The organism is Streptomyces sp. NPDC031100 (assembly GCF_055570785.1).
The window spans coordinates 23,581-43,713 of record NZ_JBVIGN010000001.1 but is presented as its reverse complement, the minus strand read 5'-3'; the positions used below and the strand labels follow the sequence as shown (position 1 = coordinate 43,713).

18 protein-coding genes and 1 pseudogene are annotated in these 20,133 nt (G+C 71.5%); 10 read left to right on the top strand and 9 right to left on the bottom strand.

Translation table 11 applies throughout. The features are described 5' to 3' along the window. Positions 1-45 precede the first annotated feature (45 nt). Positions 46-672: a TetR/AcrR family transcriptional regulator gene (locus tag ACZ5DS_RS00220; protein ID WP_468232437.1), complete on the bottom strand. Its 627-nt coding sequence runs from the start codon at positions 670-672 to the stop codon at positions 46-48. Between the two features lie 102 nt (positions 673-774). Between ACZ5DS_RS00220 and ACZ5DS_RS00215 the strand changes: the two genes are divergently transcribed. The 6 genes and pseudogenes from ACZ5DS_RS00215 to ACZ5DS_RS00190 all read left to right on the top strand — a co-directional run. Next, positions 775-1,572, top strand: a complete 798-nt coding sequence (locus ACZ5DS_RS00215) for an acetoacetate decarboxylase family protein (protein WP_468232436.1) — start codon at positions 775-777, stop codon at positions 1,570-1,572. Between the two features lies 1 nt (position 1,573). Continuing rightward, entirely contained in the window at positions 1,574-2,458 is an 885-nt protein-coding gene (locus tag ACZ5DS_RS00210; RefSeq protein WP_468232434.1) for an SDR family NAD(P)-dependent oxidoreductase, read from the top strand. A gap of 13 nt (positions 2,459-2,471) precedes the next feature. Beyond that, positions 2,472-3,755 carry an amidohydrolase family protein gene (locus ACZ5DS_RS00205; protein ID WP_468232432.1) on the top strand — a complete coding sequence of 428 codons (1,284 nt, stop codon included), beginning with the start codon at positions 2,472-2,474 and terminating at the stop codon, positions 3,753-3,755. Further along, positions 3,752-4,978: an amidohydrolase family protein gene (locus ACZ5DS_RS00200; RefSeq protein WP_468232431.1), complete on the top strand. Its 1,227-nt coding sequence runs from the start codon at positions 3,752-3,754 to the stop codon at positions 4,976-4,978. Before ACZ5DS_RS00205 ends, ACZ5DS_RS00200 begins: the two co-directional genes overlap by 4 nt. Before the next feature lie 25 nt (positions 4,979-5,003). Next, positions 5,004-5,714 carry a VIT1/CCC1 transporter family protein gene (locus ACZ5DS_RS00195; protein WP_468232430.1) on the top strand — a complete coding sequence of 237 codons (711 nt, stop codon included), beginning with the start codon at positions 5,004-5,006 and terminating at the stop codon, positions 5,712-5,714. An 80-nt stretch (positions 5,715-5,794) separates the two neighbouring features. Further along, positions 5,795-6,850: pseudogene (locus tag ACZ5DS_RS00190) on the top strand (zinc-binding dehydrogenase); the annotation flags it as partial. 53 nt (positions 6,851-6,903) lie between these two features. Here the strand turns inward: ACZ5DS_RS00190 and ACZ5DS_RS00185 are convergent. The 3 genes from ACZ5DS_RS00185 to ACZ5DS_RS00175 all read right to left on the bottom strand — a co-directional run bounded on the left by ACZ5DS_RS00185 (position 6,904) and on the right by ACZ5DS_RS00175 (position 10,961). Next, on the bottom strand, positions 6,904-7,914 hold the full coding sequence (locus ACZ5DS_RS00185) for a CopD family protein (protein ID WP_468232429.1): 1,011 nt from the start codon (positions 7,912-7,914) through the stop codon (positions 6,904-6,906). Positions 7,915-8,013: 99 nt separating this feature from the next. Continuing rightward, positions 8,014-9,393 carry a CoA transferase gene (locus ACZ5DS_RS00180; RefSeq protein WP_468232427.1) on the bottom strand — a complete coding sequence of 460 codons (1,380 nt, stop codon included), beginning with the start codon at positions 9,391-9,393 and terminating at the stop codon, positions 8,014-8,016. A gap of 41 nt (positions 9,394-9,434) precedes the next feature. Continuing rightward, the gene (locus ACZ5DS_RS00175) at positions 9,435-10,961 is read right to left on the bottom strand and encodes a S8 family peptidase (RefSeq protein WP_468232425.1); all 1,527 of its coding nucleotides are present in this window, start codon (positions 10,959-10,961) and stop codon (positions 9,435-9,437) included. A gap of 283 nt (positions 10,962-11,244) precedes the next feature. Between ACZ5DS_RS00175 and ACZ5DS_RS00170 the strand changes: the two genes are divergently transcribed. The 3 genes from ACZ5DS_RS00170 to moaA all read left to right on the top strand — a co-directional run bounded on the left by ACZ5DS_RS00170 (position 11,245) and on the right by moaA (position 14,367). Then, positions 11,245-11,601 (top strand): DUF485 domain-containing protein, encoded by a 357-nt coding sequence (locus ACZ5DS_RS00170; RefSeq protein ID WP_468232423.1) that lies wholly within the window; start codon positions 11,245-11,247, stop codon positions 11,599-11,601. Then, positions 11,598-13,223, top strand: a complete 1,626-nt coding sequence (locus tag ACZ5DS_RS00165) for a solute symporter family protein (RefSeq protein WP_468232422.1) — start codon at positions 11,598-11,600, stop codon at positions 13,221-13,223. Before ACZ5DS_RS00170 ends, ACZ5DS_RS00165 begins: the two co-directional genes overlap by 4 nt. Positions 13,224-13,377: 154 nt before the next feature. Beyond that, the gene (gene moaA / locus ACZ5DS_RS00160; RefSeq protein ID WP_468232421.1) at positions 13,378-14,367 is read left to right on the top strand and encodes a GTP 3',8-cyclase MoaA; all 990 of its coding nucleotides are present in this window, start codon (positions 13,378-13,380) and stop codon (positions 14,365-14,367) included. On the opposite strand, the gene ACZ5DS_RS00155 is transcribed toward moaA, so the two are convergent. Both ACZ5DS_RS00155 and ACZ5DS_RS00150 read right to left on the bottom strand, forming a co-directional pair. Beyond that, positions 14,368-14,586, bottom strand: coding sequence for a hypothetical protein (locus ACZ5DS_RS00155; RefSeq protein ID WP_468232419.1), 219 nt, complete (start codon positions 14,584-14,586; stop codon positions 14,368-14,370). A gap of 225 nt (positions 14,587-14,811) precedes the next feature. After that, positions 14,812-15,168 (bottom strand): DUF3099 domain-containing protein, encoded by a 357-nt coding sequence (locus tag ACZ5DS_RS00150; RefSeq protein ID WP_468232417.1) that lies wholly within the window; start codon positions 15,166-15,168, stop codon positions 14,812-14,814. 243 nt (positions 15,169-15,411) lie between these two features. On the opposite strand from ACZ5DS_RS00150, the gene ACZ5DS_RS00145 reads away from it, so the two are divergent. After that, on the top strand, positions 15,412-15,690 hold the full coding sequence (locus ACZ5DS_RS00145) for a GlsB/YeaQ/YmgE family stress response membrane protein (protein WP_468232415.1): 279 nt from the start codon (positions 15,412-15,414) through the stop codon (positions 15,688-15,690). An 85-nt stretch (positions 15,691-15,775) separates the two neighbouring features. On the opposite strand, the gene tyrS is transcribed toward ACZ5DS_RS00145, so the two are convergent. Genes tyrS through ACZ5DS_RS00130 form a run of 3 tightly spaced genes read right to left on the bottom strand, consistent with a single transcriptional unit; the run spans position 15,776 to position 20,024 of the window. After that, positions 15,776-17,044: a tyrosine--tRNA ligase gene (gene tyrS, locus ACZ5DS_RS00140; RefSeq protein WP_468232413.1), complete on the bottom strand. Its 1,269-nt coding sequence runs from the start codon at positions 17,042-17,044 to the stop codon at positions 15,776-15,778. A 56-nt stretch (positions 17,045-17,100) separates the two neighbouring features. Beyond that, a complete protein-coding gene (locus ACZ5DS_RS00135; RefSeq protein WP_468232412.1) occupies positions 17,101-18,504 on the bottom strand; it encodes a metallopeptidase TldD-related protein in 1,404 nt (467 codons plus the stop codon). After that, positions 18,501-20,024: a TldD/PmbA family protein gene (locus tag ACZ5DS_RS00130; protein ID WP_468232411.1), complete on the bottom strand. Its 1,524-nt coding sequence runs from the start codon at positions 20,022-20,024 to the stop codon at positions 18,501-18,503. Before ACZ5DS_RS00130 ends, ACZ5DS_RS00135 begins: the two co-directional genes overlap by 4 nt. Positions 20,025-20,133: the final 109 nt, after the last annotated feature.

Sequence of the window (20,133 nt, the reverse complement as noted above, 5' to 3'; positions counted from 1 at the left end):
CCCCGCGATCAGGAACATTAGGCGCAGGGGAAGTCCGGCCGCCACTCATTTTCCGTGCGGTGCGAGCAGTGCGCCCACCAACGCGCGTACGACGGTGACGAACAGCTGATCGGTGTCGACGGGGCGGGCCAGCACGCGGGCCAGGGCGGGGTCGTCGCCGGCGGCCTCGGTGCTCCACAGCTCCTCCTCGTCGGGCTGCTGCACCGGGGCACGCTCGCGGTTGCGCTCGACCAGCACATGGCCGACGACCTGGAACTGCACCGCCCGCACGAGCTCGGCGGCCCGGGCGCCGCGCAGCCCCGCCGCGTGGGCCTCGCGCACCAGCGCCTGCTGGGCGGGCAGGAACATCCGCTCGGTCAGCCCGCGCTCATGCACCAGGGCCACCAGATGCGGGTGGTCGCGCAGCTGCCGGCGCAGGGAGCGCGCGACGGAGACGATCCGCTCCTCGGGCGTGCGCCCGAGGGGACGGATCTCGCCCAGGTCGGCCACGGTCCGCTCCACCAGGGCGTCCAGCAGGGCCTCACGGCCCCCGACGTGCCAGTAGATCGAGGTGACGGCGGTGCCCAGCTCGGCCGCGAGCCCCCGCATGGTCAGCGCCTGCGGGCCGTGCTGCCGCACCAGCTCGGCTGCGGCCTCAAGGACCTCCTCCCGGCTCAGCGCCCCTCTCGCCATGATCCCCCCAACTCCATTCGGTGCACGCGTATTTACCCCTCACCCAGTCTGCTGTAACTGTGTTACAGATGACGGCTTGTCAGAAGAAGGGCGGTACGGCGTATGACACGCGTACGGTACGGCGCACGGACCGAGCAGGAGATCACCGCGACACGCACCGCGAGCGCGCGGCTCCCCGACATCTGGTCCACCGGAGTGGTGGCCGTCTGGGAGACCGACCCGGACGCGGTCGCGGCGGTGCTGCCACCGCCCCTGAAACCCACCGGAATCCCACTTGTCCGGGTGAACATCAGCAAGGTCGACCTGCCCGGATACCCGCTCGGCGCGGGCTCCTTCGCGGTCGCCGCGGCGCACGGCGAGGTCGAGGGCTGGTACCCGCTGGTGATGCCGATGACCCACGAGCGCGCCCTCACCGGCGGCCGCGAGGTCTTCGGGGAGCCCAAAAAGCTCGGCGAGGTGACCGTCGAACGCGACGGCCTCGTCGTCCGGGCCTCACTGGCCCGGCACGGCATCGTGTTCGTGGAGGTGCGCGGCGCGGTGAGCGGGGACCTGCCCCTCCCGGAGCCGTCCCGCAAGACCGACTTCTACTTCAAGTTCCTTCCCGCAGTGGACGGTTCGGGCTTCGACGCGGACCCCGTGCTGGTGCACTGCGTACGGCACGAGAAGGTGCGCCGACTGGAGCGGGTCACCGGGGACGTCGTCCTGCGCGAGTCCCTGTACGACCCCGTCGCCGACCTCCCGGTGCTGCGCCTGCGAGAGATCACCATCGGCGAGAAGACCAGCGACCAGAGCGGCCGGGTCGTCGAGCGGGTCGACGCACAGGCCCTGCTGCCGTACGTCCACCAGCGCTACGACGACCCGCTCCAGATCCATGACGGGCCGCCCGAGGGGAGCGCGTGAGATGGACCTGAGGGCGGGACAGGTCGCCGTCGTCACCGGGGCGGCGAGCGGGATCGGGCTGGCGATGGCACGCCGGTTCGCGGCCGAGGGCCTGAAGGTCGTCCTCGCCGACGTCGAGGAGGCGGCCCTGGACAAGGCCGCGGCGGACCTGCGCGCGCAGGGCGCCGACGTGCACGCGCGCGTGGTCGACGTCGGCGTCCGCGAACAGGTCCTGGAACTGGCCCGGTCGGCGTACGAGACCTACGGCGCCGTACACGTCCTGTGCAACAACGCGGGGGTCGGCTCCGGTGCCGAGGGGCGCATGTGGGAGCACGAACCGAACGACTGGCAGTGGGCCTTCGCCGTCAATGTGTGGGGCGTCTTCCATGGCATCCAGGCGTTCGTGCCACGGATGATCAAGTCCGGTCAACCTGGTCATGTCGTCAACACATCGTCCGGTGACGGCGGCATCGCGCCCCTGCCGACCGCCTCCGTGTACGCGGTCACCAAGGCGGCCGTCGTCACCATGACCGAGTCGCTGTACGCCCACCTGAAGGCCGAGCACGCGCGCGTGGGTGCCTCGGTGCTCTTCCCCGGGCCGCACATGCTGCGCACCGGTCTGTGGGAGTCGCACCGCAACCGGCCCGCCCGCTACGCCAAACAGCGGCCCCGGAAGACGCCGTACCGCAGCCTCGACCAGTGGGAGGCGGCGATGCGCGACGCCGGCCAGGAGGTCCGCTTCACGCCCGTCGAGGAGGTCGCCGGGTCGGTCGTGGACGGCATCCGCGCGGACCGCTTCTGGCTGCTGCCGGCGAGCGAGCACAGCGACGCCCAGATCCGCGCGCGGGCGCGCTCGATGCTGGAGCGCGCGAACCCGTCGTACCTCGAAAGCTTCGTACTCGATTGACCGGGAGGCGGTTGTGACCGGCCAGGACCCGTACCTGATCATCTCTTCCGACTGCCATGCCGGGCTGCCCACCGAGCAGTACCGGCCCTACCTGGAGTCCCGTTTCCACCGGGACTTCGACGAGTTCCTCGCGGGCCGCGACCGGCGCCGCGCGGAGATGACCCGCCTCGGCATCCGCAACGAGGCGTTCGCGGCCCAGTGGTTCCAGGACAACGAGGAGGGCCTGCGCGGCGGCTGGGACGCTGCTCAGCGCCTGAAGGAGCTGGACGGGGACGGCGTGGCCGCCGAGGTCGTCTTCCCGGACGCCGACGCCGTGGACAGCCAGACCGCCGCGCCCTTCGGTGTGGGCCTCGGCCTCTCCGGCGACCACGATCCGCAGCTCGGCATGGCGGGCGCCCAGGCGCACAACCGCTGGCTCGCGGAGTTCGTGTCCGAGCACCCCGAACGGCACTGCGGAGTGGCTCTGTTGCCGGTCACCGGGGAGACCGACAGGGTGGTCGCCGAGGTGTACCGCGCCAAGGAGTCCGGCCTCGGCGCCCTGATGATCCCCGCCCTGTGGGCCGGCCGGGAGCCGTACCACGACCGCCGCTACGACCCGGTGTGGGCGGCCGCCGCCGAGTGCGGGATGCCCGTGCTCACCCACTCCGGCACGGCCCCGCGCGAGGAGTACGGCGACCACCTCGGCATCTACGTCAGCGAAGTGACCTGGTGGCCGGCCCGGCCGCTGTGGTTCCTGCTCTGGTCCGGGGTGTTCGAACGCCATCCGGGACTGCGGTTCGGGGTCGCGGAGTCGGGCTGCTGGTGGCTGCCGAACCTGCTGTGGTTCATGGACCGCCTCTACCTCGGCGCGCACGGGGGCAAGAAGCTCTCCCCGTTCCAGGAGCTGAAGCGCCCGCCGCACGAGTACCTCGACCGGCAGATCTTCGTCTGCGCCACCAACACCAAGCGGCGCGAACTGGCCCAGCGGTACGAGATCGGTGTCGACAACATCCTCTGGGGCAGCGACTTCCCGCATCCCGAGGGCACCTGGCCCGACACGCGCGCGTGGCTGCGGCGCACCTTCCACGACATCCCGGTGAGCGAGACCCGCCGGATGCTGGGCCTGGCCGCGGCGGAGGTCTTCGGCTTCGACGTACCACGGCTGACGCCTCTGGCCGAGCGCATCGGCCCCACCCCCGCCGACCTCGGCCAGCCGGCCGACCAGGCGGCCGTGGAGGCCTCCTGGGCGCGCTCGCGCGAGGTGGGCCGGCACTGGCTGACCGACCACGACTTCCCGACGCTGGGGGTGACGCAGTGAGCGACCGGTACACGGTGATCTCCGCCGACTGCCATGCGGGAGCCGATCTCCTCGACTACAAGCCGTACCTGGAGAAGCGCTACCACGACGAGTTCGACGTCTGGGCGGCCACCTACGTCAACCCGCACGAGGACCTGCTCGCCGACACGGCCGACCGCAACTGGAACTCCGAGCGGCGCCTTTCGGAGCTGGAGGCGGACGGGATCGTCGCGGAGGTGATCTTCCCGAACACCATCCCGCCGTTCTTCCCGTCGAGTTCGTTGATGACGCAGCCGCAGACCGCCGAGGACCTCGAACGGCGCTGGGCGGGCCTGCGCGCCCACAACCGCTGGCTGGCGGACTTCTGCGCGGCCGCGCCGGGCCGCCGGGCCGGCGTCTTCCAGATCCTCCTCGGCGACGTCGAGGAGGCCGTCAAGGAGATCAGGCGGGCCGCCTCGGCGGGCCTCAAGGGCGGCCTGATGCTGCCCGGCACCCCGCCGGGCTCGGGCCTGCCCGAGCTGTACTCGCGCACGTACGACCCGATCTGGGCCGTCTGCGCGGAACTCGGCGTCCCCGTCAACCACCACGCGGGCTCCGCCTCCCCGCCGCTCGGCGACGAACCGGCCGCCCGCGCGGTCTTCATGGTCGAGACGACCTGGTTCTCCCACCGCGCGCTGTGGCACCTGGTCTTCGGCGGCGTCTTCCGTCGGCACCCGGGGCTGAAGCTGGTGCTCACCGAGCAGGGCTCCGGCTGGATCCCGGGCGTCCTCGACATGCTGGACTACTACCACGGCCGCCTGGTCTCGACGGCCTCGACGGCCGACACCGCCGAGGCCAGGTTCGGCGCCGGCCTGGCCGAGGGCATGGGCGAGGCGCCGTCGCAGGTCTGGCGCGACCACTGCTACGTCGGCGCGAGCTTCATGCGCCCGCACGAGGTCCCGCTGCGCGACCGCATCGGCATCGACAAGATCATGTGGGGCAGCGACTACCCGCACGACGAGGGCACCTACCCGTACACCCGCGAGGGCCTGCGGTTCGCCTGCCCGGGCGTCCCGCGCGCGGAGCTGGCGGCCATGCTCGGCGGCAACGCGGCCCGCGTCTACGGCTTCGACCTGGACCTCCTGGACCCCATCGCGGCGAAGGTGGGCCCGACGGTCGAGGAGATCGCCGAGCCCCTGGAGGAGCCGCCGACGGACGCCACCAGCCCGGTGTTCGCGCGGGGAGCGTCGGTACGGGTCTGGTGACGGCCGGGGTGCGATCCTCCCTGCTGTGACGGAACCAACCCATGACGAGGCGCACGGCGGTGCGCTGGGCTCCCGCCTGAACTGGCTGCGGGCGGCCGTCCTCGGGTCGAACGACGGCATCGTGTCCACCGCCGGACTCGTCGTCGGCGTGGCCGGTGCCACGGACTCCCGCTCCGCCCTGCTCACCGCCGGTCTGGCCGGCCTGCTCGCCGGATCGATGTCCATGGCGGCGGGGGAGTACGTGTCGGTGTCGACCCAGCGTGACTCGGAGATGGCCGCACTGGCCCTCGAGCGGCGGGAGCTGCGCGAACAGCCCGAGCAGGAGCTGGAGGAGCTGACCGAGCTCCTCCAGCGGCGCGGGCTGACCCAGGAGGTCGCCCGGGAAGCCGCCGAGCAGCTCAGCGCCCGAGACGCGCTGAAGGCCCACGCGCGCGTGGAGCTGGGCATCAACCCGGACGAGCTGACCAACCCCTGGCACGCGGCCTGGGCGAGCTTCCTGTCCTTCACGGTGGGCGCACTGCTGCCCCTGCTGGCCATGGTGCTGCCCCCGGCCGACCGGCGGCTTCCGCTCACAGTGGCGTCCGTGCTGGCCGCGCTCGTGCTCACCGGGTGGAGCAGCGCCCGGCTGGGAGCGGCCGACCCGAAACCCGCGGTGCTGCGGAACGTGGCGGGCGGGGCACTGGCCATGGGGGTGACGTACGTGGCGGGGACGCTGCTGGGCGCGGTGGGGGTGTAGCGGACCAGCACCCTGGCCGCGCGGCCCGCGGCAGCCACGACGTACCGTGAAGTGCGCTCGCCCCCCGGGCGCACCGCCGGCGCGCCTGCATCTGCGGCAGCGACCTGTGGGCGTACCGGGGCGAGGCGGATCGGCAGCCGGGGCTGGGGGTGCCCCCAGGCCCTTAAGGCACTGGGGGAGCATCGGGCGCGAGTTCCTCGGCGTGGTCGAGGAGACCGGCTCCGAGGTGTCGGCCGTCCGCCGCGGTGACCTGGTGGTCGCGCCCTTCATGTGGTCCGACGGCGTCTGCGACTACTGCCGCGAGGGCCTGACGACGTCCTGCGAGCACGGCGGCTTCTGGGGCTCCGTCGGCTACGACGGCGGCCAGGGCGAGGCCGTGCGCGTGCCGTTCGCCGACGGCACCCTCGTCCAGCTGCCGAAGGAGGCGGCCTCCGACGACCACCTGCTGTCCGCCCTGCTGGGCCTCTCCGACGTGCTCGGCACCGGCCACCACGCCGCCCTCGGCGCGGGCGCCCGCCCGGGCGCCACGGTCGCCGTGGTCGGCGTGGTCGGCGACGGCGCGGTGGGCCTGTGCGCGGTGCCGGCCGCCAAGCGGCTGGGCGCCATGGGGGTGCCCCCGGTCGAGCGAAGCCGAGACTGGGGGAGGATCATCGCGCTGGGCCGCCACGAGGTCCGCACCGACATCGCGCGCCGCTTCGGCGCCACCGACGTCGTCGCCGAGCGCGGGGACGCGGCCGTCGAGGCCGTCCGCGCCCTCACCCGCGGCCAGGGCGCGCACGCCGTCGTCGAGGCCGTCGGCACCGAGCAGTCCATGCGGACGGCCGTGAACATCACCCGCGACGGCGGCGCCATCGGCTTCGTGGGCGTGCCCCACGGCTGGGGGTGCCCCCAGGCCGTTCAGGCACTGGGGGAGGCACCGGCCGGACCTCGGCGTCATGTTCGACCGGAACATCGCCCTGCGCGGCGGTGTCGCGCCGGTCCGCGCCTACATCCCCGACCTGCTGCCGGACGTCCTGGACGGCACGATCGACCCCTCGCCGGTCTTCGACATGACCGTCGGCATCGAGGGGGTACCGGACGGCTACAAGGCGATGGACGAGCGCACCGCCCTCAAGGTGCTGGTCACCAACGACTGAATCAACGACGGCTGCGTCAACATCGCTGAATCAACGTCACTGTCCACACTTGATCAGGACCAGCGGATCGGCAGCGGCAGTGCCGTGAGCAGACCCGAGACCGCGACCACCGCACCCAGGGCGATCACCTCGGCCCGCGCGGGGGCGTACGCGGTCAGCGGGTCGGCCGCCCGGCTCAGCCGGATCCGTGCCCACAGGGCGAGCACGGCGACGACGGCGACCAGGATCACCTTGGCCAGCAGGGTGCGTCCGTACGCCGTCGTCGTCAGCTGGTCCAGGATCGTGGCCGCCGGCATGCGCCGCAGTGCGCTGCACACGCCTGTCGCCGTGAGGGCCGCGAGCAGAACCGCGGCCACGCGCGCGTAGAGCCCCAGCAGCGCGGCCCCGGCCGCGTCGCCGCGCCACAGCCTGAGGGTCCGCAGCGCGTGCAGCAGTCCGCCCGCCCACAGGGCCGCGCAGGTCAGGTGCACCAGCGTCAGACCCGAGCCGACCAGCGGGTTGTGTTCGGTCGCGGGGTGTGCGCGCAGCGCCTCCGCGACCACCACCGCGGCCGGCGGCCACACCTGGGCCGCCGGGCGACGCGCGAGCGCGCACACCGCCGTCAGCAGGAAGGCGTTGACCTCCACCAGAGCCAGCTTGCCGTCGCGGGAGTCGTACAGGGCGCCGACGTCGATCTGGCCGAGGCTGTGCGGGACCAGGTTGCCGGTGGAGACCACCGAGGCGAGGGCCAGCGCGGCCACGAAGCCCGTGCAGGCCGCCAACAGAGCCCAGCTGCACGGCCGTTCGGGCGGGGCACCGGGCAGGTGCCGGGCGAGCCGGAGCACGAACAGCTCGCCGAGCGGGACGCACAGGGCGGCGAACAGCACCCCGCGCAGCAGCGCGATGCCACCCACGCCGGGCGCGGCGGCCTCCCCGCTGCCGTGCAGCGCGGCGGGAGGCCCGAACAGCGGGATCAGGGCGGCCAGGGCCACCAGGACCACGACGGCGACGGCCCGGCCGATGCCGGAGCGCCGGGCCGGGTCGTCCCCGTCGGCGGCCTCGGCGGTCGGTCGTGTCAAGGTCACCCGTGATCCTCACCAGCCGTCGCAGAGCAGGGCAACTCAAGGAAAACAGCTGACGCTACGGCATTCCACCCATTCGTACGCTTCCGGTCGCCCGCGCGCTCACTTCCAGGCGGCCGGGCCCGAACCCCATGGCACCGGAGGCCGTACCCAGTGGGCGGGGCCGCCCGCGAAGCACACCGGTGGCAGGGCGTGCCGCAGTCGGCCGAGGGCGCTGTCCGTCTCAGCCAGCCAGGCGTTGGGGCCCTCGTACGCGGCGCCTCCCACGGCCGAGTCGGGTCGGATCCCGTCGGTCAGCCAGAGCGCGGTCCGGGCGAGCGCCAGCCGGACGAGCCGACCGGATCCGTCGTACGACTGCTCGGTCAGCGCCCGCAGTACGGCCGCCGCCAGCAGATAGCCGGTGCCGTGGTCCAGGGCCTGCGCGGGCAGTGCACCGGGCTGCCCGGCCGAGCCCTCGGTCACCGCGATGCCCGTCGCTGCCTGCACCAGGCTGTCGAAGCCGCGCCGCCCGCCCCAGGACCCGTACGCGCCCCATGCCGAGACCTGCGCCACGACCAGGCCGGGGCGCCGCTCGGCCAGCGCCTGCGGGGAGAGCCCGAACCGGTCCAGGGCACCCGGCCGGTAGCCGGTGACCACGACGTCCGCCGCGGCCAGCAGCTCCTCGAAGGTGTCCCGGTCGGTGGCGAGGTCGAGGGTCGCCGACCGCTTCCCGAAGCCCGTGTCCGTGTGCTGGTCGGCGAGTTCGGGCAGCTGCGGGGCGTCCACGCGCAGGACGTCCGCGCCGAGCAGGGCCAGCGTCCGGGTGGCGACCGGACCGGCCAGCACCCGGGTCAGGTCGAGCACGCGGAGCCCGGCGGCCGGCAGCAGGGGAGCGGCGGCCGGATCGAGCGGAGGGAGTACGCGCGCGGGCGCCGGGTCCAGCCGCTCCCGCTCGACCAGGGGCCGAGCGGCCACCTCGGCGGCCTGCGCGTGCGCCGCCCACTCCTGCGGGGTGCGCAGGGCCACGGCGAGGCCTCCGGCGCCGTACACCGCCTCCTCCACCTCCAGGGCGGAGCGCTCGGCGAGCCGGCCGGCCACCTCCTCCACCGAGGCGTTCGCCGGCAGGCCCAGTGCGCCGAGCAACCGGGCCCGGTGGTGCGGGTAGTTGGCGTGCGTGCGCACCCAGCCGTCGGCCGTCGGCCAGAACCGCGACAGCGGTGCGAAGACGACCGGCGCACGCCCGTCGACCTGAAGCAGCCGTTCGCTGTGGAATGCGGCGGCGACCGCACCGTCGTCGACCCGGACCTCCGGCACCTCGGCGAGCCCCGCCCGCCGCGCCCCCAGCTCGGCGGCGGCCAGCGCGCACGCGCCGACGCACGCGCGCGCCAGCCGCCGTACGGGGAGGCGCGCCGGAAGCGCGCCCTCCCGCACCACGGTGGTGACCCGTTCGGCAGGGCCGGGACGGCCGCCCAGGACGGACCATGCGTACTTGATGTCAGTCATGACTGCACTATGCAGTATTGACTGAATCAATATATGGACGCCTACTGGACAGCGCGCAGCGCGTTGACGACGCCGAAGCCGTAGAAGCCGTTGACGCGCTTGCCGCCGACGCAGGTCGCGTCCACGACGCCGTCGCCGTTGCCGTCGTAGGGGTCGGCCGGGCAGCCCGGGTTGTCCGCCTGGGCCTTCAGGAGGGCCTGCAGCTGGGCGGGGGTGGCGTACGGGTGGGCCGACTTCAGCAGCGCGGCCACGGCGGCCACGTGCGGGGACGCCATCGACGTGCCCTGGAGGAAGCCGTACTGGTTGTTCGGCAGCGTGGACAGGATGCGGCCGTTCTTCGACGGCGTGTCCGGGATCTGGTACTTGTCGCCACCCGGGCCCGCCACGTCCACGACGCCTTGGCCGTAGCTGGAGTAGTACGACTTGGCACCCTTGACGCCCACCGCGCTCACGGTCACCACGCCGGGCAACTGGGTCGGCACGTCGAAGCACTCGTGCGGGTCGACCGTCCGCGACACGGCCGTGGAGTCGTCCGGGCTGGAGGTGTCCACGATCGAGTCCGCGTCGAGGTCGTGGTTGGAGTTGCCGGCCGATGCCACATTGAGCGTGCCCTTGCGCTGTGCATACAGCTGGGCCCTGTTGACCGCGTCAACGATGGCACGTTGATCGGGATCGTCCATGCAGTTGTACAGCCACGGGTCAACGTAGTAGCTGTTGTTGGTGATCTCGATGCCGTGGTCCGCGGCGAACACGAAGGCGCAGACCACGCTTTCGGGGTAGAACAGCGAGGTCGCGTCCGGCTGGGACACGGTGATGCTCGCGACCTTCACACCCGGCGCCACACCCGCCACGCCTATGCCGTTGCGGGCCGCGGCGATCTCGCCCGCCACATGCGTGCCGTGGTAGTGGCTGGCGTCCACCGGCCGCCAGGCGCCGTAGGTCGTGTCCGCCTTGCCGCTCACACAGTTCGCCGACTGGGAAGCGGAGAAGTTCGGGGCGATGTCCGGGTGGGTGTCGTCGACGCCGGTGTCGATCACCCCGACGGTCACGTTCCTGCTGCCCGGGTCGATCGTGGCGGCCCTGTCGGCGCCGATCGCCCGCAGGTCCCACTGGTCGGCCTCAAGGGGTTCCTCGCCCGCCGTCGCGCCCTGGGCGATCTTCGTGGCCTCCGCCTTCGACAGGACCTGCACCGCGCCCTCGTCGGTCGTGCCCGCCGCCGTCAGCGGAGCGGTACGCGTGGCGCCTGCCGACTGCACACCGCGTACGGCACGCATCTGCGCGCCGAAGTCGGGGTTGGCGGAGTGGGCGACGATCACACCGATCCGGTCGTAACTCGCCACGATGGTGCCGCCGTTGCGCGTGATCTCCTGCTGCACCGACTCGATCGTGTGGTGGTCCGTCCTGGTGTTGACCACATACGCGAGGTTGGGGCCGTCCGCCGCCCGCGCCGCCGTGGCCGCCGGGGTCGCCGCCGAGGCCGCCGACGGAAGGAAACCGAGCGAGGCGGTCAGTGACAGCACGACCGGCACGGCGAGCGCGAGCCGACGTCTGGAGCGCAGATGAGCCATGGGATCTCCACATCATCCGGATACGAGACAGCCCGAGACGCAGGTGCTGTTCGGGCAGGTACATGACGGGTGGTGCAGGGCGAAGCTATCTCTCGGGACTGATCTCCGAAAGAGCCAGGCGGGCTTGAACCGCTCCGCGCGTGGCGCCGTGACCGTGGACAGAGGGCCCGTGAGGATCGTGGCCCTGCCGGAATCACGCAGGGGAGTCTGTCGGTGACTCCCTGTAATGTGATCCCGTCCCTGTGAGGCCAGACAGCGCATGTCCGTGACGCGAGGAGACTCCGTGGCTACCGAGACACCGCCACCCGCGAAACCCCAAGCCCACCTTCCCTCCACCGAGGAGTTCGTCGAGGTGCAGCAGAGCGCGGAGTTCGGTGAACTGCGCCGCGCCCACCGCTCCTTCGCCTTCCCCCTGACGATCGCCTTCATCGCCTGGTACCTGCTGTACGTCCTGCTCTCCAACTACGCGGGCGGCTTCATGGGCACCAAGGTCGTCGGCGACATCAACGTGGCCCTGGTCCTGGGCCTCGCCCAGTTCCTCACCACGTTCCTCATCGCCTGGTGGTACGCGCGGCACGCCGCCGCCGAGCTCGACCCCAAGGCCGAGGCCATCAAGTCCCGGATGGAGGGCGGAGCATGAGCCCCGCGCAGCACACCCTGCTCGCCGCCGGCGAGGCGAGCGAACACCGACCGCTGATCATCACCCTGTTCGCGGTGTTCGTCGCCGCGACCCTCGTCATCACCGTCTGGGCGGGCCGGCAGACCAAGGACGCGTCCGACTTCTACGCCGGCGGCCGCCAGTTCACCGGCTTCCAGAACGGCCTCGCCGTCTCCGGCGACTACATGTCCGCCGCGTCCTTCCTCGGCATCGCCGGCGCCATCGCCCTCTTCGGCTACGACGGCTTCCTCTACTCCATCGGCTTCCTCGTCGCCTGGCTCGTCGCCCTCCTCCTGGTCGCCGAGCCACTGCGCAACTCCGGCCGCTACACCATGGGCGACGTGCTGGCCTACCGGATGCGGCAGCGGCCCGTCCGCACGGCCGCCGGCACCTCCACGATCGTCGTGTCGATCTTCTACCTGCTCGCCCAGATGGCCGGCGCGGGCGTCCTGGTCTCCCTGCTCCTGGGCATCACCAGTGACGGCGGCAAGATCGGCATCGTCGCCCTGGTCGGCGTCCTGATGATCGTGTACGTCACCATCGGCGGCATGAAGGGCACCACCTGGGTCCAGATGGTCAAGGCGGTGCTCCTGATCCTGGGCGCCCTGCTGCTGACCTTCCTGGTCCTGCTGAAGTTCCACTTCAACATCTCGGACCTGCTGGGCAAGGCCGCCGACAACAGCGGCAAGAGCTCGGCGTTCCTGGAGCCCGGCCTGAAGTACGGCGCCACCGGCACCACCAAGCTGGACTTCATCTCGCTCGGCATCGCCCTGGTCCTCGGCACCGCGGGCCTGCCGCACATCCTGATCCGCTTCTACACGGTCCCGACGGCCAAGGCCGCCCGCAAGTCCGTGATCTGGGCGATCGGCCTGATCGGCGCCTTCTACCTGATGACCCTCGCCCTCGGCTTCGGCGCGGCCGCACTGATCAAACCGGACGAGATCATCGCCTCCAACAAGGCCGGCAACACGGCCGCACCCCTGCTCGCCCTCCACCTCGGCGGAGTGGACTCCAACTGGGGCGCGATCCTGCTGGCCACCATCTCCGCGGTCGCCTTCGCCACGATCCTCGCGGTCGTCGCGGGCCTGACCCTGGCCTCGTCCTCCTCCTTCGCCCACGACATCTACGCCAACGTCATCAAGAAGGGGCAGGCCACCGAGAAGCAGGAGATCAACGCGGCCCGCTACGCGACCGTCGGCATCGGCGCCGTCTCGATCGTCCTCGGCGCCCTCTCCCGCGACCTGAACGTCGCAGGCCTGGTCGCCCTCGCCTTCGCGGTCGCCGCCTCCGCCAACCTGCCGACCATCCTCTACAGCCTGTTCTGGAAGCGGTTCACCACCTCCGGCGCCCTGTGGTCGATCTACGGCGGCCTGGTCACCGCGGTCGGCCTGGTGCTGTTCTCGCCGGTGGTCTCCGGCAAGCCGACCTCGATGTTCCCCGACGTCGACTTCCACTGGTTCCCGCTGGAGAACCCGGGCATCATCTCGATCCCCGTCGGCTTCCTGCTGGGCGCCGTGGGCACCCTGCTGTCGAAGGAGGCCCCGGACACCGGCAAGTACGCGGAACTGGAGGTGCGGTCCCTGACCGGGACAGGAGCCCACTGAGCTTCGTACGGACGGCCGCGTCGTTCGGGACTGTACGGTCCTACGACGCGGCCGCGTCGTACCTCGTAAGATCGGGCTGCTGTCGATGTCAGTGGTCTCACGTAGGCTCGCAAGTGACGGAAGACAAGCGCTCCGGATCGAGGGAGGGGGCCACGTGCTCATCGACACCTACGGCCGTGTGGCCACCGACCTGAGGGTCTCGCTGACCGACCGGTGCAATCTGCGCTGCACCTACTGCATGCCCGAGGAAGGCCTGCAGTGGCTGGCCAAGCCCGACCTCCTCACGGACGACGAGATCGTCCGCCTCATCGACATCGCGGTCCGCCTGCTCGGCATCGAGGAGGTCCGCTTCACCGGCGGCGAGCCCCTGCTGCGCCCCGGCCTGGTCGGCATCGTCGAACGCGTCGCGGCCCTCGCCCCCCGCCCCCAGATGTCCCTCACCACGAACGGCATCGGTCTCAGGCGCACCGCCTCCGCCCTGAAGGCGGCGGGCCTGGACCGGGTCAACGTCTCCCTGGACACCCTGCGCCCGGACGTCTTCAAGACCCTCACCCGCCGCGACCGCCACAAGGACGTCATCGAGGGCCTTTTCGCCGCCCGCGAAGCCGGCCTCACCCCGGTCAAGGTCAACTCGGTCCTGATGCCGGGCCTGAACGAGGACGAGGCCCCGGACCTGCTGGCCTGGGCACTGGAGCACGAGTACGAGCTGCGCTTCATCGAGCAGATGCCCCTGGACGCCCAGCACGGCTGGAAGCGCGAGGGCATGGTCACCGCCGGCGACATCCTGGCGTCGCTGCGCACCCGCTTCGACCTCACCCCCGAGGGCGCGGACGAGCGCGGCTCGGCCCCGGCGGAGCGCTGGCTGGTGAACGGCGGCCCGCAGCGGGTCGGCGTGATCGCCTCGGTCACCCGCCCGTTCTGCGCGGCCTGCGACCGCACCCGCCTCACCGCCGACGGCCAGATACGGACCTGCCTGTTCGCCACCGAGGAGACCGACCTCCGAGCCGCCTTGCGCTCCGACGCCCCCGACGAGGAGATCGCCCGCATCTGGCGCCTGGCGATGTGGGGCAAGAAGGCAGGGGCGGGTCTGGACGATCCTTCTTTCGTCCAGCCGGACCGCCCGATGTCGGCAATCGGCGGCTAGTCAGGATTCCTCGGGAGCCTGCCAGTCCTCGACCTTCACCACGTCCTTCAAGAACCCCCGCACCCCGAGGAACTGCGAAAGATGCTCGCGGTGTTCCTCGCAGGCGAGCCACGCCTTGCGTCGTTCCGGCGTATGAATCTTCGGGTTGTTCCACGCCAGCACCCACACGGCATCGGCACGGCAGCCCTTGGCGGAGCAGATGGGGGTCTCGTCACTCACAGCTTCGTCACTGGTTCCGTCTCACAGAGCCCCGCAAAACAAGGCGACGCCGAGCAGCCACGGGGGGAGCTGCCCGGCGTCGGTCCGTCGCTCCGACGGGGGATGCGGAGCGCGTACGCAGTATGTCACGGGTCACCCATCGCCCGGCACTGGAACTACACGATTGATCTGAGCTTTTCTTGAGCTTGACTGGGCCGGCAGCCACCTCCGCCGCGTCCGCCGTGGTCACGCCCCTTCGGGTCGTTCGGACTCCGCCTGCGCCGTCTGCTCCTCCGCGCGCGGCGCCGCGATCATCGGCCGCGTCGGCGCGGCGACGAAGGTCGACGGAAGCGACGGCGGCCGCTCCCGGCCCGCGTTCGCGATCACCACGGCGACATAGGGGAGGAGCGCACCGAACACGAGCGCCACGACGGCGACGTACCGTTCCACGTTCCACAGCGTGGCGGCGAGGATCACCGAGGCGGTACGGATCGTCATCGAGATGACGTAGCGCCGCTGCCGCCCCCGTACGTCCTCGGCCAGCCCGGTCCGGGCACCGGTGATCCGGAACACCTGGCCGCTGCCCCCGTGCTGTTTCCGCATCACATCCACCATCCGCCCGCATGGGACTCTCCCCGGCCCGCTCCTTCGTCCCTGCCCCGCGGGGAACCGGGCCGGAACAAGTCCACGTTACGCCGCGACTGCAGCGGTCACGAGACCGGGTCGCCGCCTGCCTGCACCGATGCCCTCGGCCGCGCCGCGTACGGGCGCACCCGACATGCGTCGTACGGCGGACGGACCCAGACTGACCGTAATGCTCACGTCGAGCCGTACGAGGAGGCAGCCATGGGCTGGTTGTGGGCGATCATCGTGGGATTCGTGCTGGGTCTCATCGCGAAGGCGATCATCCCCGGCAAGCAGCACAGCCCCCTCTGGCTGACCACCATCTGCGGCATCCTGGGGGCCATCGCGGGCAACGCGATCGCCCGTGCCTTCGGTGTCGCGGCGACCCCGGGCATCGACTGGAGCCGGCACGCCTTCCAGCTCGTCGCCGCGATCATCATCGTCTTCGCCGTCGACACGCTCTACATGGCGACGCTCGGCAAGAGGAAGCAGCAAGCCTGAACCGGAGCGCCCCGACAGGGGCGCGGGGGCGCGAGAAACCACGACGAAGCCGCAGCCCCGCACACCGCCCACGCCCCCCACGGCGCTACGCGGAAACGACCTCCACTGCAGCAAGATTCTTCTTGCCCCGCCGAAGCACCAGCCACCGCCCGTGCAGCAGATCCTCCTTGGCCGGGACGGCGTCCTCGGCGGTGACCTTGACGTTGTTCACGTAGGCACCGCCCTCCTTGACCGTGCGCCGCGCAGCGGACTTGCTGGCCACCAGCCCGACCTCGGCGAACAGGTCGACCACCGGGCCCAGCTCGGCCACCTGGATGTTCGGCACCTCGGACAGCGCGGCCGCCAGCGTCCGGTCGTCCAGCTCCGTCAGCTCGCCCTGGCCGAACAGGGCCTTGGACGCGGCGATCACGGCGGCCGTCTGGTCGGCGCCGTGCACCAGCGTCGTCAGCTCCTCGGCGAGCGCGCGCTGCGCCGCACGAGCCTGCGGACGCTCCGCCGTCTGCTCCTCCAGCTCCTCCAGCTCCTCGCGGGACTTGAAGGACAGGATCCGCATGTACTTCGAGATGTCACGGTCGTCCACGTTCAGCCAGAACTGGTAGAACGCGTACGGCGTCGTCATCTCCGGGTCGAGCCAGACGGCGCCGCCCTCGGTCTTGCCGAACTTGGTGCCGTCCGCCTTGGTCATCAGCGGGGTGGCCAGGGCGTGCGCCTCGGCGTCCGGCTCCAGCCGGTGGATCAGGTCGAGACCGGCCGTGAGGTTGCCCCACTGGTCGCTGCCGCCCTGCTGGAGCGTGCAGCCGTACCGCCGGTACAGCTGCAGGAAGTCCATGCCCTGCAGGATCTGGTAGCTGAACTCGGTGTAGCTGATGCCCTGGTCGGACTCCAGGCGGCGGGCCACCGAGTCTTTCGTCAGCATCTTGTTGACGCGGAAGTGCTTGCCGATGTCCCGCAGGAACTCGATCGCCGAGAGGCCCGCGGTCCAGTCGAGGTTGTTCACCATGACGGCCGCGTTCTCGCCCTCGAAGGACAGGAACGGCTCGATCTGGGCGCGCAGCCTGCCCACCCAGCCGGCCACCGTCTCCGGGTCGTTCAGCGTGCGCTCGGCGGTGGGGCGCGGGTCACCGATCAGGCCCGTCGCGCCGCCGACCAGCGCCAGCGGCCGGTGCCCGGCCTGCTGGAGCCGGCGCACGGTGAGCACCTGCACCAGATGCCCCACGTGCAGCGACGGCGCCGTCGGGTCGAAACCGCAATAGAACGTGACGGGACCGTCCGCGAGAGCCTTGCGCAAAGCGTCCTCGTCGGTGGACAGGGCGAACAGCCCACGCCACTTCAGCTCGTCGACGATGTCCGTCACGGTTCTCGTGTCTCCTCGGTGATCCTGGGGCAGTCGGGTGACAGCCGCCTACGAGGTTATACGCCCTGACTGACAGAGCTCATGTTGAAATCGGAGATCCGCAGCGCCGGCATCGCGGTCCGGGTGAAGTAGTCGCTCCACTCGCGCGGCAGCGTCTTCTCCGTGCGCCCGGCCTCGGTGGCCCGGCCGAGCAGGTCCACCGGCGACTCGTTGAACCGGAAGTTGTTCACCTGCCCGGTCACCTCGCCGTTCTCCACGAGGTAGACGCCGTCCCGGGTCAGTCCGGTGAGCAGGAGCGTCGCCGGGTCGACCTCGCGGATGTACCACAGGCAGGTCAGCAGCAGCCCGCGCTGGGTGCCCGCGACCATCTCCTCCAGGGAGCGGTCCTGCCCGCCGTCCAGGATCAGGTTCCCGATCGCCGGGGCGACCGGCAGCCCGGTCAGGCCCGCGCTGTGCCGGGTCGTGGTCAGGTGCTTGAGCACGCCCTCGCCGATCCACTCGGTGGGATGCGCCGGCAGCCCGTTGTCGAACACGGACTGGTCGCCGCCGGAGGAGTGGGCGACCACGAACGGCGCGCACTCCAGGCCCGGCTCGTTCGGGTCGCTGCGCAGGGTCAGCGGCAGCTCGCTCAGCTTCTCGCCGACACGGGTGCCGCCGCCCGGCGTGGAGAACACCGTCCGGCCCTCGGCCGCGTCCCGGCCCGAGGCCGACCACAGCTGGTAGATGAGCAGGTCCGCCACCGCGGTCGGCGGCAGCAGCGTCTCGTACCGGCCGGCGGGCAGCTCCACGCGCCGCTCGGCCCAGCCGAGGCGTACCGCCAGCTCGGCGTCCAGGGCGCCCGGGTCGACGTCCTTGAAGTCCCGCGTGGACCGGCCCGCCCACGCCGAGCGGACCCGGTCCGGGGACTTGGCGTTCAGCTCCAGCGTGCCGCTCGGCTGGTCGTGCCTGAGGCGCAGCCCGGTGGACGTGCCCAGGTACGTCGACACCATCTCGTGGTTGGCGAACCCGTACAGCTCGCGGCCGCCGGCACGCGCGCGTGCGAAGGCCTCGCCGAGCGCGGGGGCGAAGTCCGCGAAGACGACGGAGGAGGTCTCGGCGGGCGCGTCCGTGAAGTCCGGGGACTCAGGAACACCGGTGACCAGCGGCTGGGCGTCCTCGGCGGGCCCGGCCCCGCGCGCGGCCTCCTCGGCGGCCCGCACCAGCGGCTCCAGCTCCTCGGCGGTCACGGCGGACCGCGAGACGACACCGGAGGCGGTGCCCTGCTGCCCGTCCACGGTCGCGATCACGGTGAGGGTACGGCTGCGGGTGACGCCGTTGGTGGTGAGCGCGTTTCCCGCCCAGCGCAGGTTGGCGGTGGACTGCTCGTCGGCGATGACGACACAGCCGTCGGCCCGGGAGAGCGCGAGCGCCTGCTCGACGATCTCGTGGGGCTTGTTCGCCTTGGTGGTGGGCGCGCTCATCGACCGGCCTCCTGCGTGGTGTTCAGAATGTTGACGCCCTTGAAGAGGGCGGAGGGGCACCCGTGGGAGACCGCGGCGACCTGGCCCGGCTGGGCCTTGCCGCAGTTGAAGGCGCCACCGAGGACATAGGTCTGCGGGCCGCCCACGGCCGCCATCGAGCCCCAGAAGTCGGTGGTCGTGGCCTGGTAGGCGACGTCCTTCAGCTGCCCGGTGATCCGCCCGTTCTCGATCTTGAAGAAGCGCTGCCCGGTGAACTGGAAGTTGTACCGCTGCATGTCGATCGACCAGGACCGGTCGCCGACGACGTAGATGCCCCGGTCGACGCCCCCGATCAGGTCCTCGGTGGACAGCCCGGCGGGATCCGGCTGCAGGGACACGTTGGCCATGCGCTGCACCGGGACATGCCCGGGGGAGTCGGCGTACGCGCACCCGTTGGACCGGTCGAACCCGGTCAGCTTCGCGATCCTGCGGTCCAGCTGGTAGCCGACGAGCCTGCCGTCCTTCACCAGGTCCCAGGACTGCGCCTCGACGCCTTCGTCGTCGTAGCCGATGGTCGCGAGCCCGTGCTCGGCGGTGCGGTCACCGGTGACGTTCATCAGCTCGGAGCCGTACTTCAGCTTGCCCAGCTGGTCGAAGGTGGCGAACGAGGTGCCGGCGTACGCGGCCTCGTAGCCGAGCGCGCGGTCCAGCTCGGTGGCGTGCCCGATGGACTCGTGGATGGTCAGCCACAGGTTGGACGGGTCGACCACCAGGTCGTACAGGCCCGGCTCCACGCTCGGCGCCCGCATCTTCTCGGCCAGCAGCTCCGGGATGCGCTCCAGCTCGGCGTCCCAGTCCCAGCCGGTCCCGGTCAGGTACTCCCAGCCGCGGCCGACCGGCGGCGCGATGGTCCGCATCGAGTCGAACTCGCCGCTCGACTCGTCGACCGACACGGCGGTCAGCTCCGGATGCAGCCGCACCCGCTGCTGGGTGGTCACGGTGCCCGCGGTGTCGGCATAGAACTTGTTCTCGTGCACGGTGAGCAGCGAGGCGTCCACATGGCTCACGCCGTCCGCCGCCAGCAGCCGATTGCTCCACTCCGCCAGCAGCGCGGCCTTCTCCTCGTCGGGCACCGAGAACGGATCGATCTCGTACGACGAGACCCATGTCTCCTCGGCGTGCACCGGCTCACCGGCCAGCTCCACCCGCTCCTCGGATCCCGCCGCCCTGATCACCTGCGCCGAGAGCTTCGCCATCGCCACCGCCTGCGAGGCGACCTTGGCGGCCGCGTCCAGGGTCAGGTCCACCCCGGACGCGAAGCCCCACGTACCGCCGTGCACGACCCGGACCGCGTACCCGAGGTCGGTGGTGTCCGACGACCCGGCGGGCCTGGCGTCCCTGAGCCGCCAGGACGCGCTGCGCACCCGCTCGAACCGGAAGTCCGCATGCTCGGCCCCGAGCGCACGCGCACGGGCGAGCGCGGCGTCGGCCAGGGCCCTGAGCGGAAGCGCCGTGAACGCTTCGTCGATGGAATGAGGCACGGAGGTCTCCCTGCTGTCGTGGCCTGTCGCATCCGATCATGTCCTGGGAGCGGCCCGGCGGACCACAGGTTTCGCTCCGGTACGAGCCTTTTCTGTAGGGATCCGACAG

Excerpts from the sequence above, each read along its gene's own strand:
- ACZ5DS_RS00220 (WP_468232437.1), bottom strand. The coding sequence starts at position 672 with ATGGCGAGAGGGGCGCTGAGCCGGGAGGAGGTCCTTGAGGCCGCAGCC.
- ACZ5DS_RS00215 (WP_468232436.1), top strand. The coding sequence starts at position 775 with ATGACACGCGTACGGTACGGCGCACGGACCGAGCAGGAGATCACCGCG.
- ACZ5DS_RS00210 (WP_468232434.1), top strand. The coding sequence starts at position 1,574 with ATGGACCTGAGGGCGGGACAGGTCGCCGTCGTCACCGGGGCGGCGAGC.
- ACZ5DS_RS00180 (WP_468232427.1), bottom strand. The coding sequence starts at position 9,393 with ATGACTGACATCAAGTACGCATGGTCCGTCCTGGGCGGCCGTCCCGGC.
- ACZ5DS_RS00175 (WP_468232425.1), bottom strand. The coding sequence starts at position 10,961 with ATGGCTCATCTGCGCTCCAGACGTCGGCTCGCGCTCGCCGTGCCGGTC.
- ACZ5DS_RS00165 (WP_468232422.1), top strand. The coding sequence starts at position 11,598 with ATGAGCCCCGCGCAGCACACCCTGCTCGCCGCCGGCGAGGCGAGCGAA.
- ACZ5DS_RS00150 (WP_468232417.1), bottom strand. The coding sequence starts at position 15,168 with ATGCGGAAACAGCACGGGGGCAGCGGCCAGGTGTTCCGGATCACCGGT.
- ACZ5DS_RS00145 (WP_468232415.1), top strand. The coding sequence starts at position 15,412 with ATGGGCTGGTTGTGGGCGATCATCGTGGGATTCGTGCTGGGTCTCATC.
- ACZ5DS_RS00135 (WP_468232412.1), bottom strand. The coding sequence starts at position 18,504 with ATGAGCGCGCCCACCACCAAGGCGAACAAGCCCCACGAGATCGTCGAG.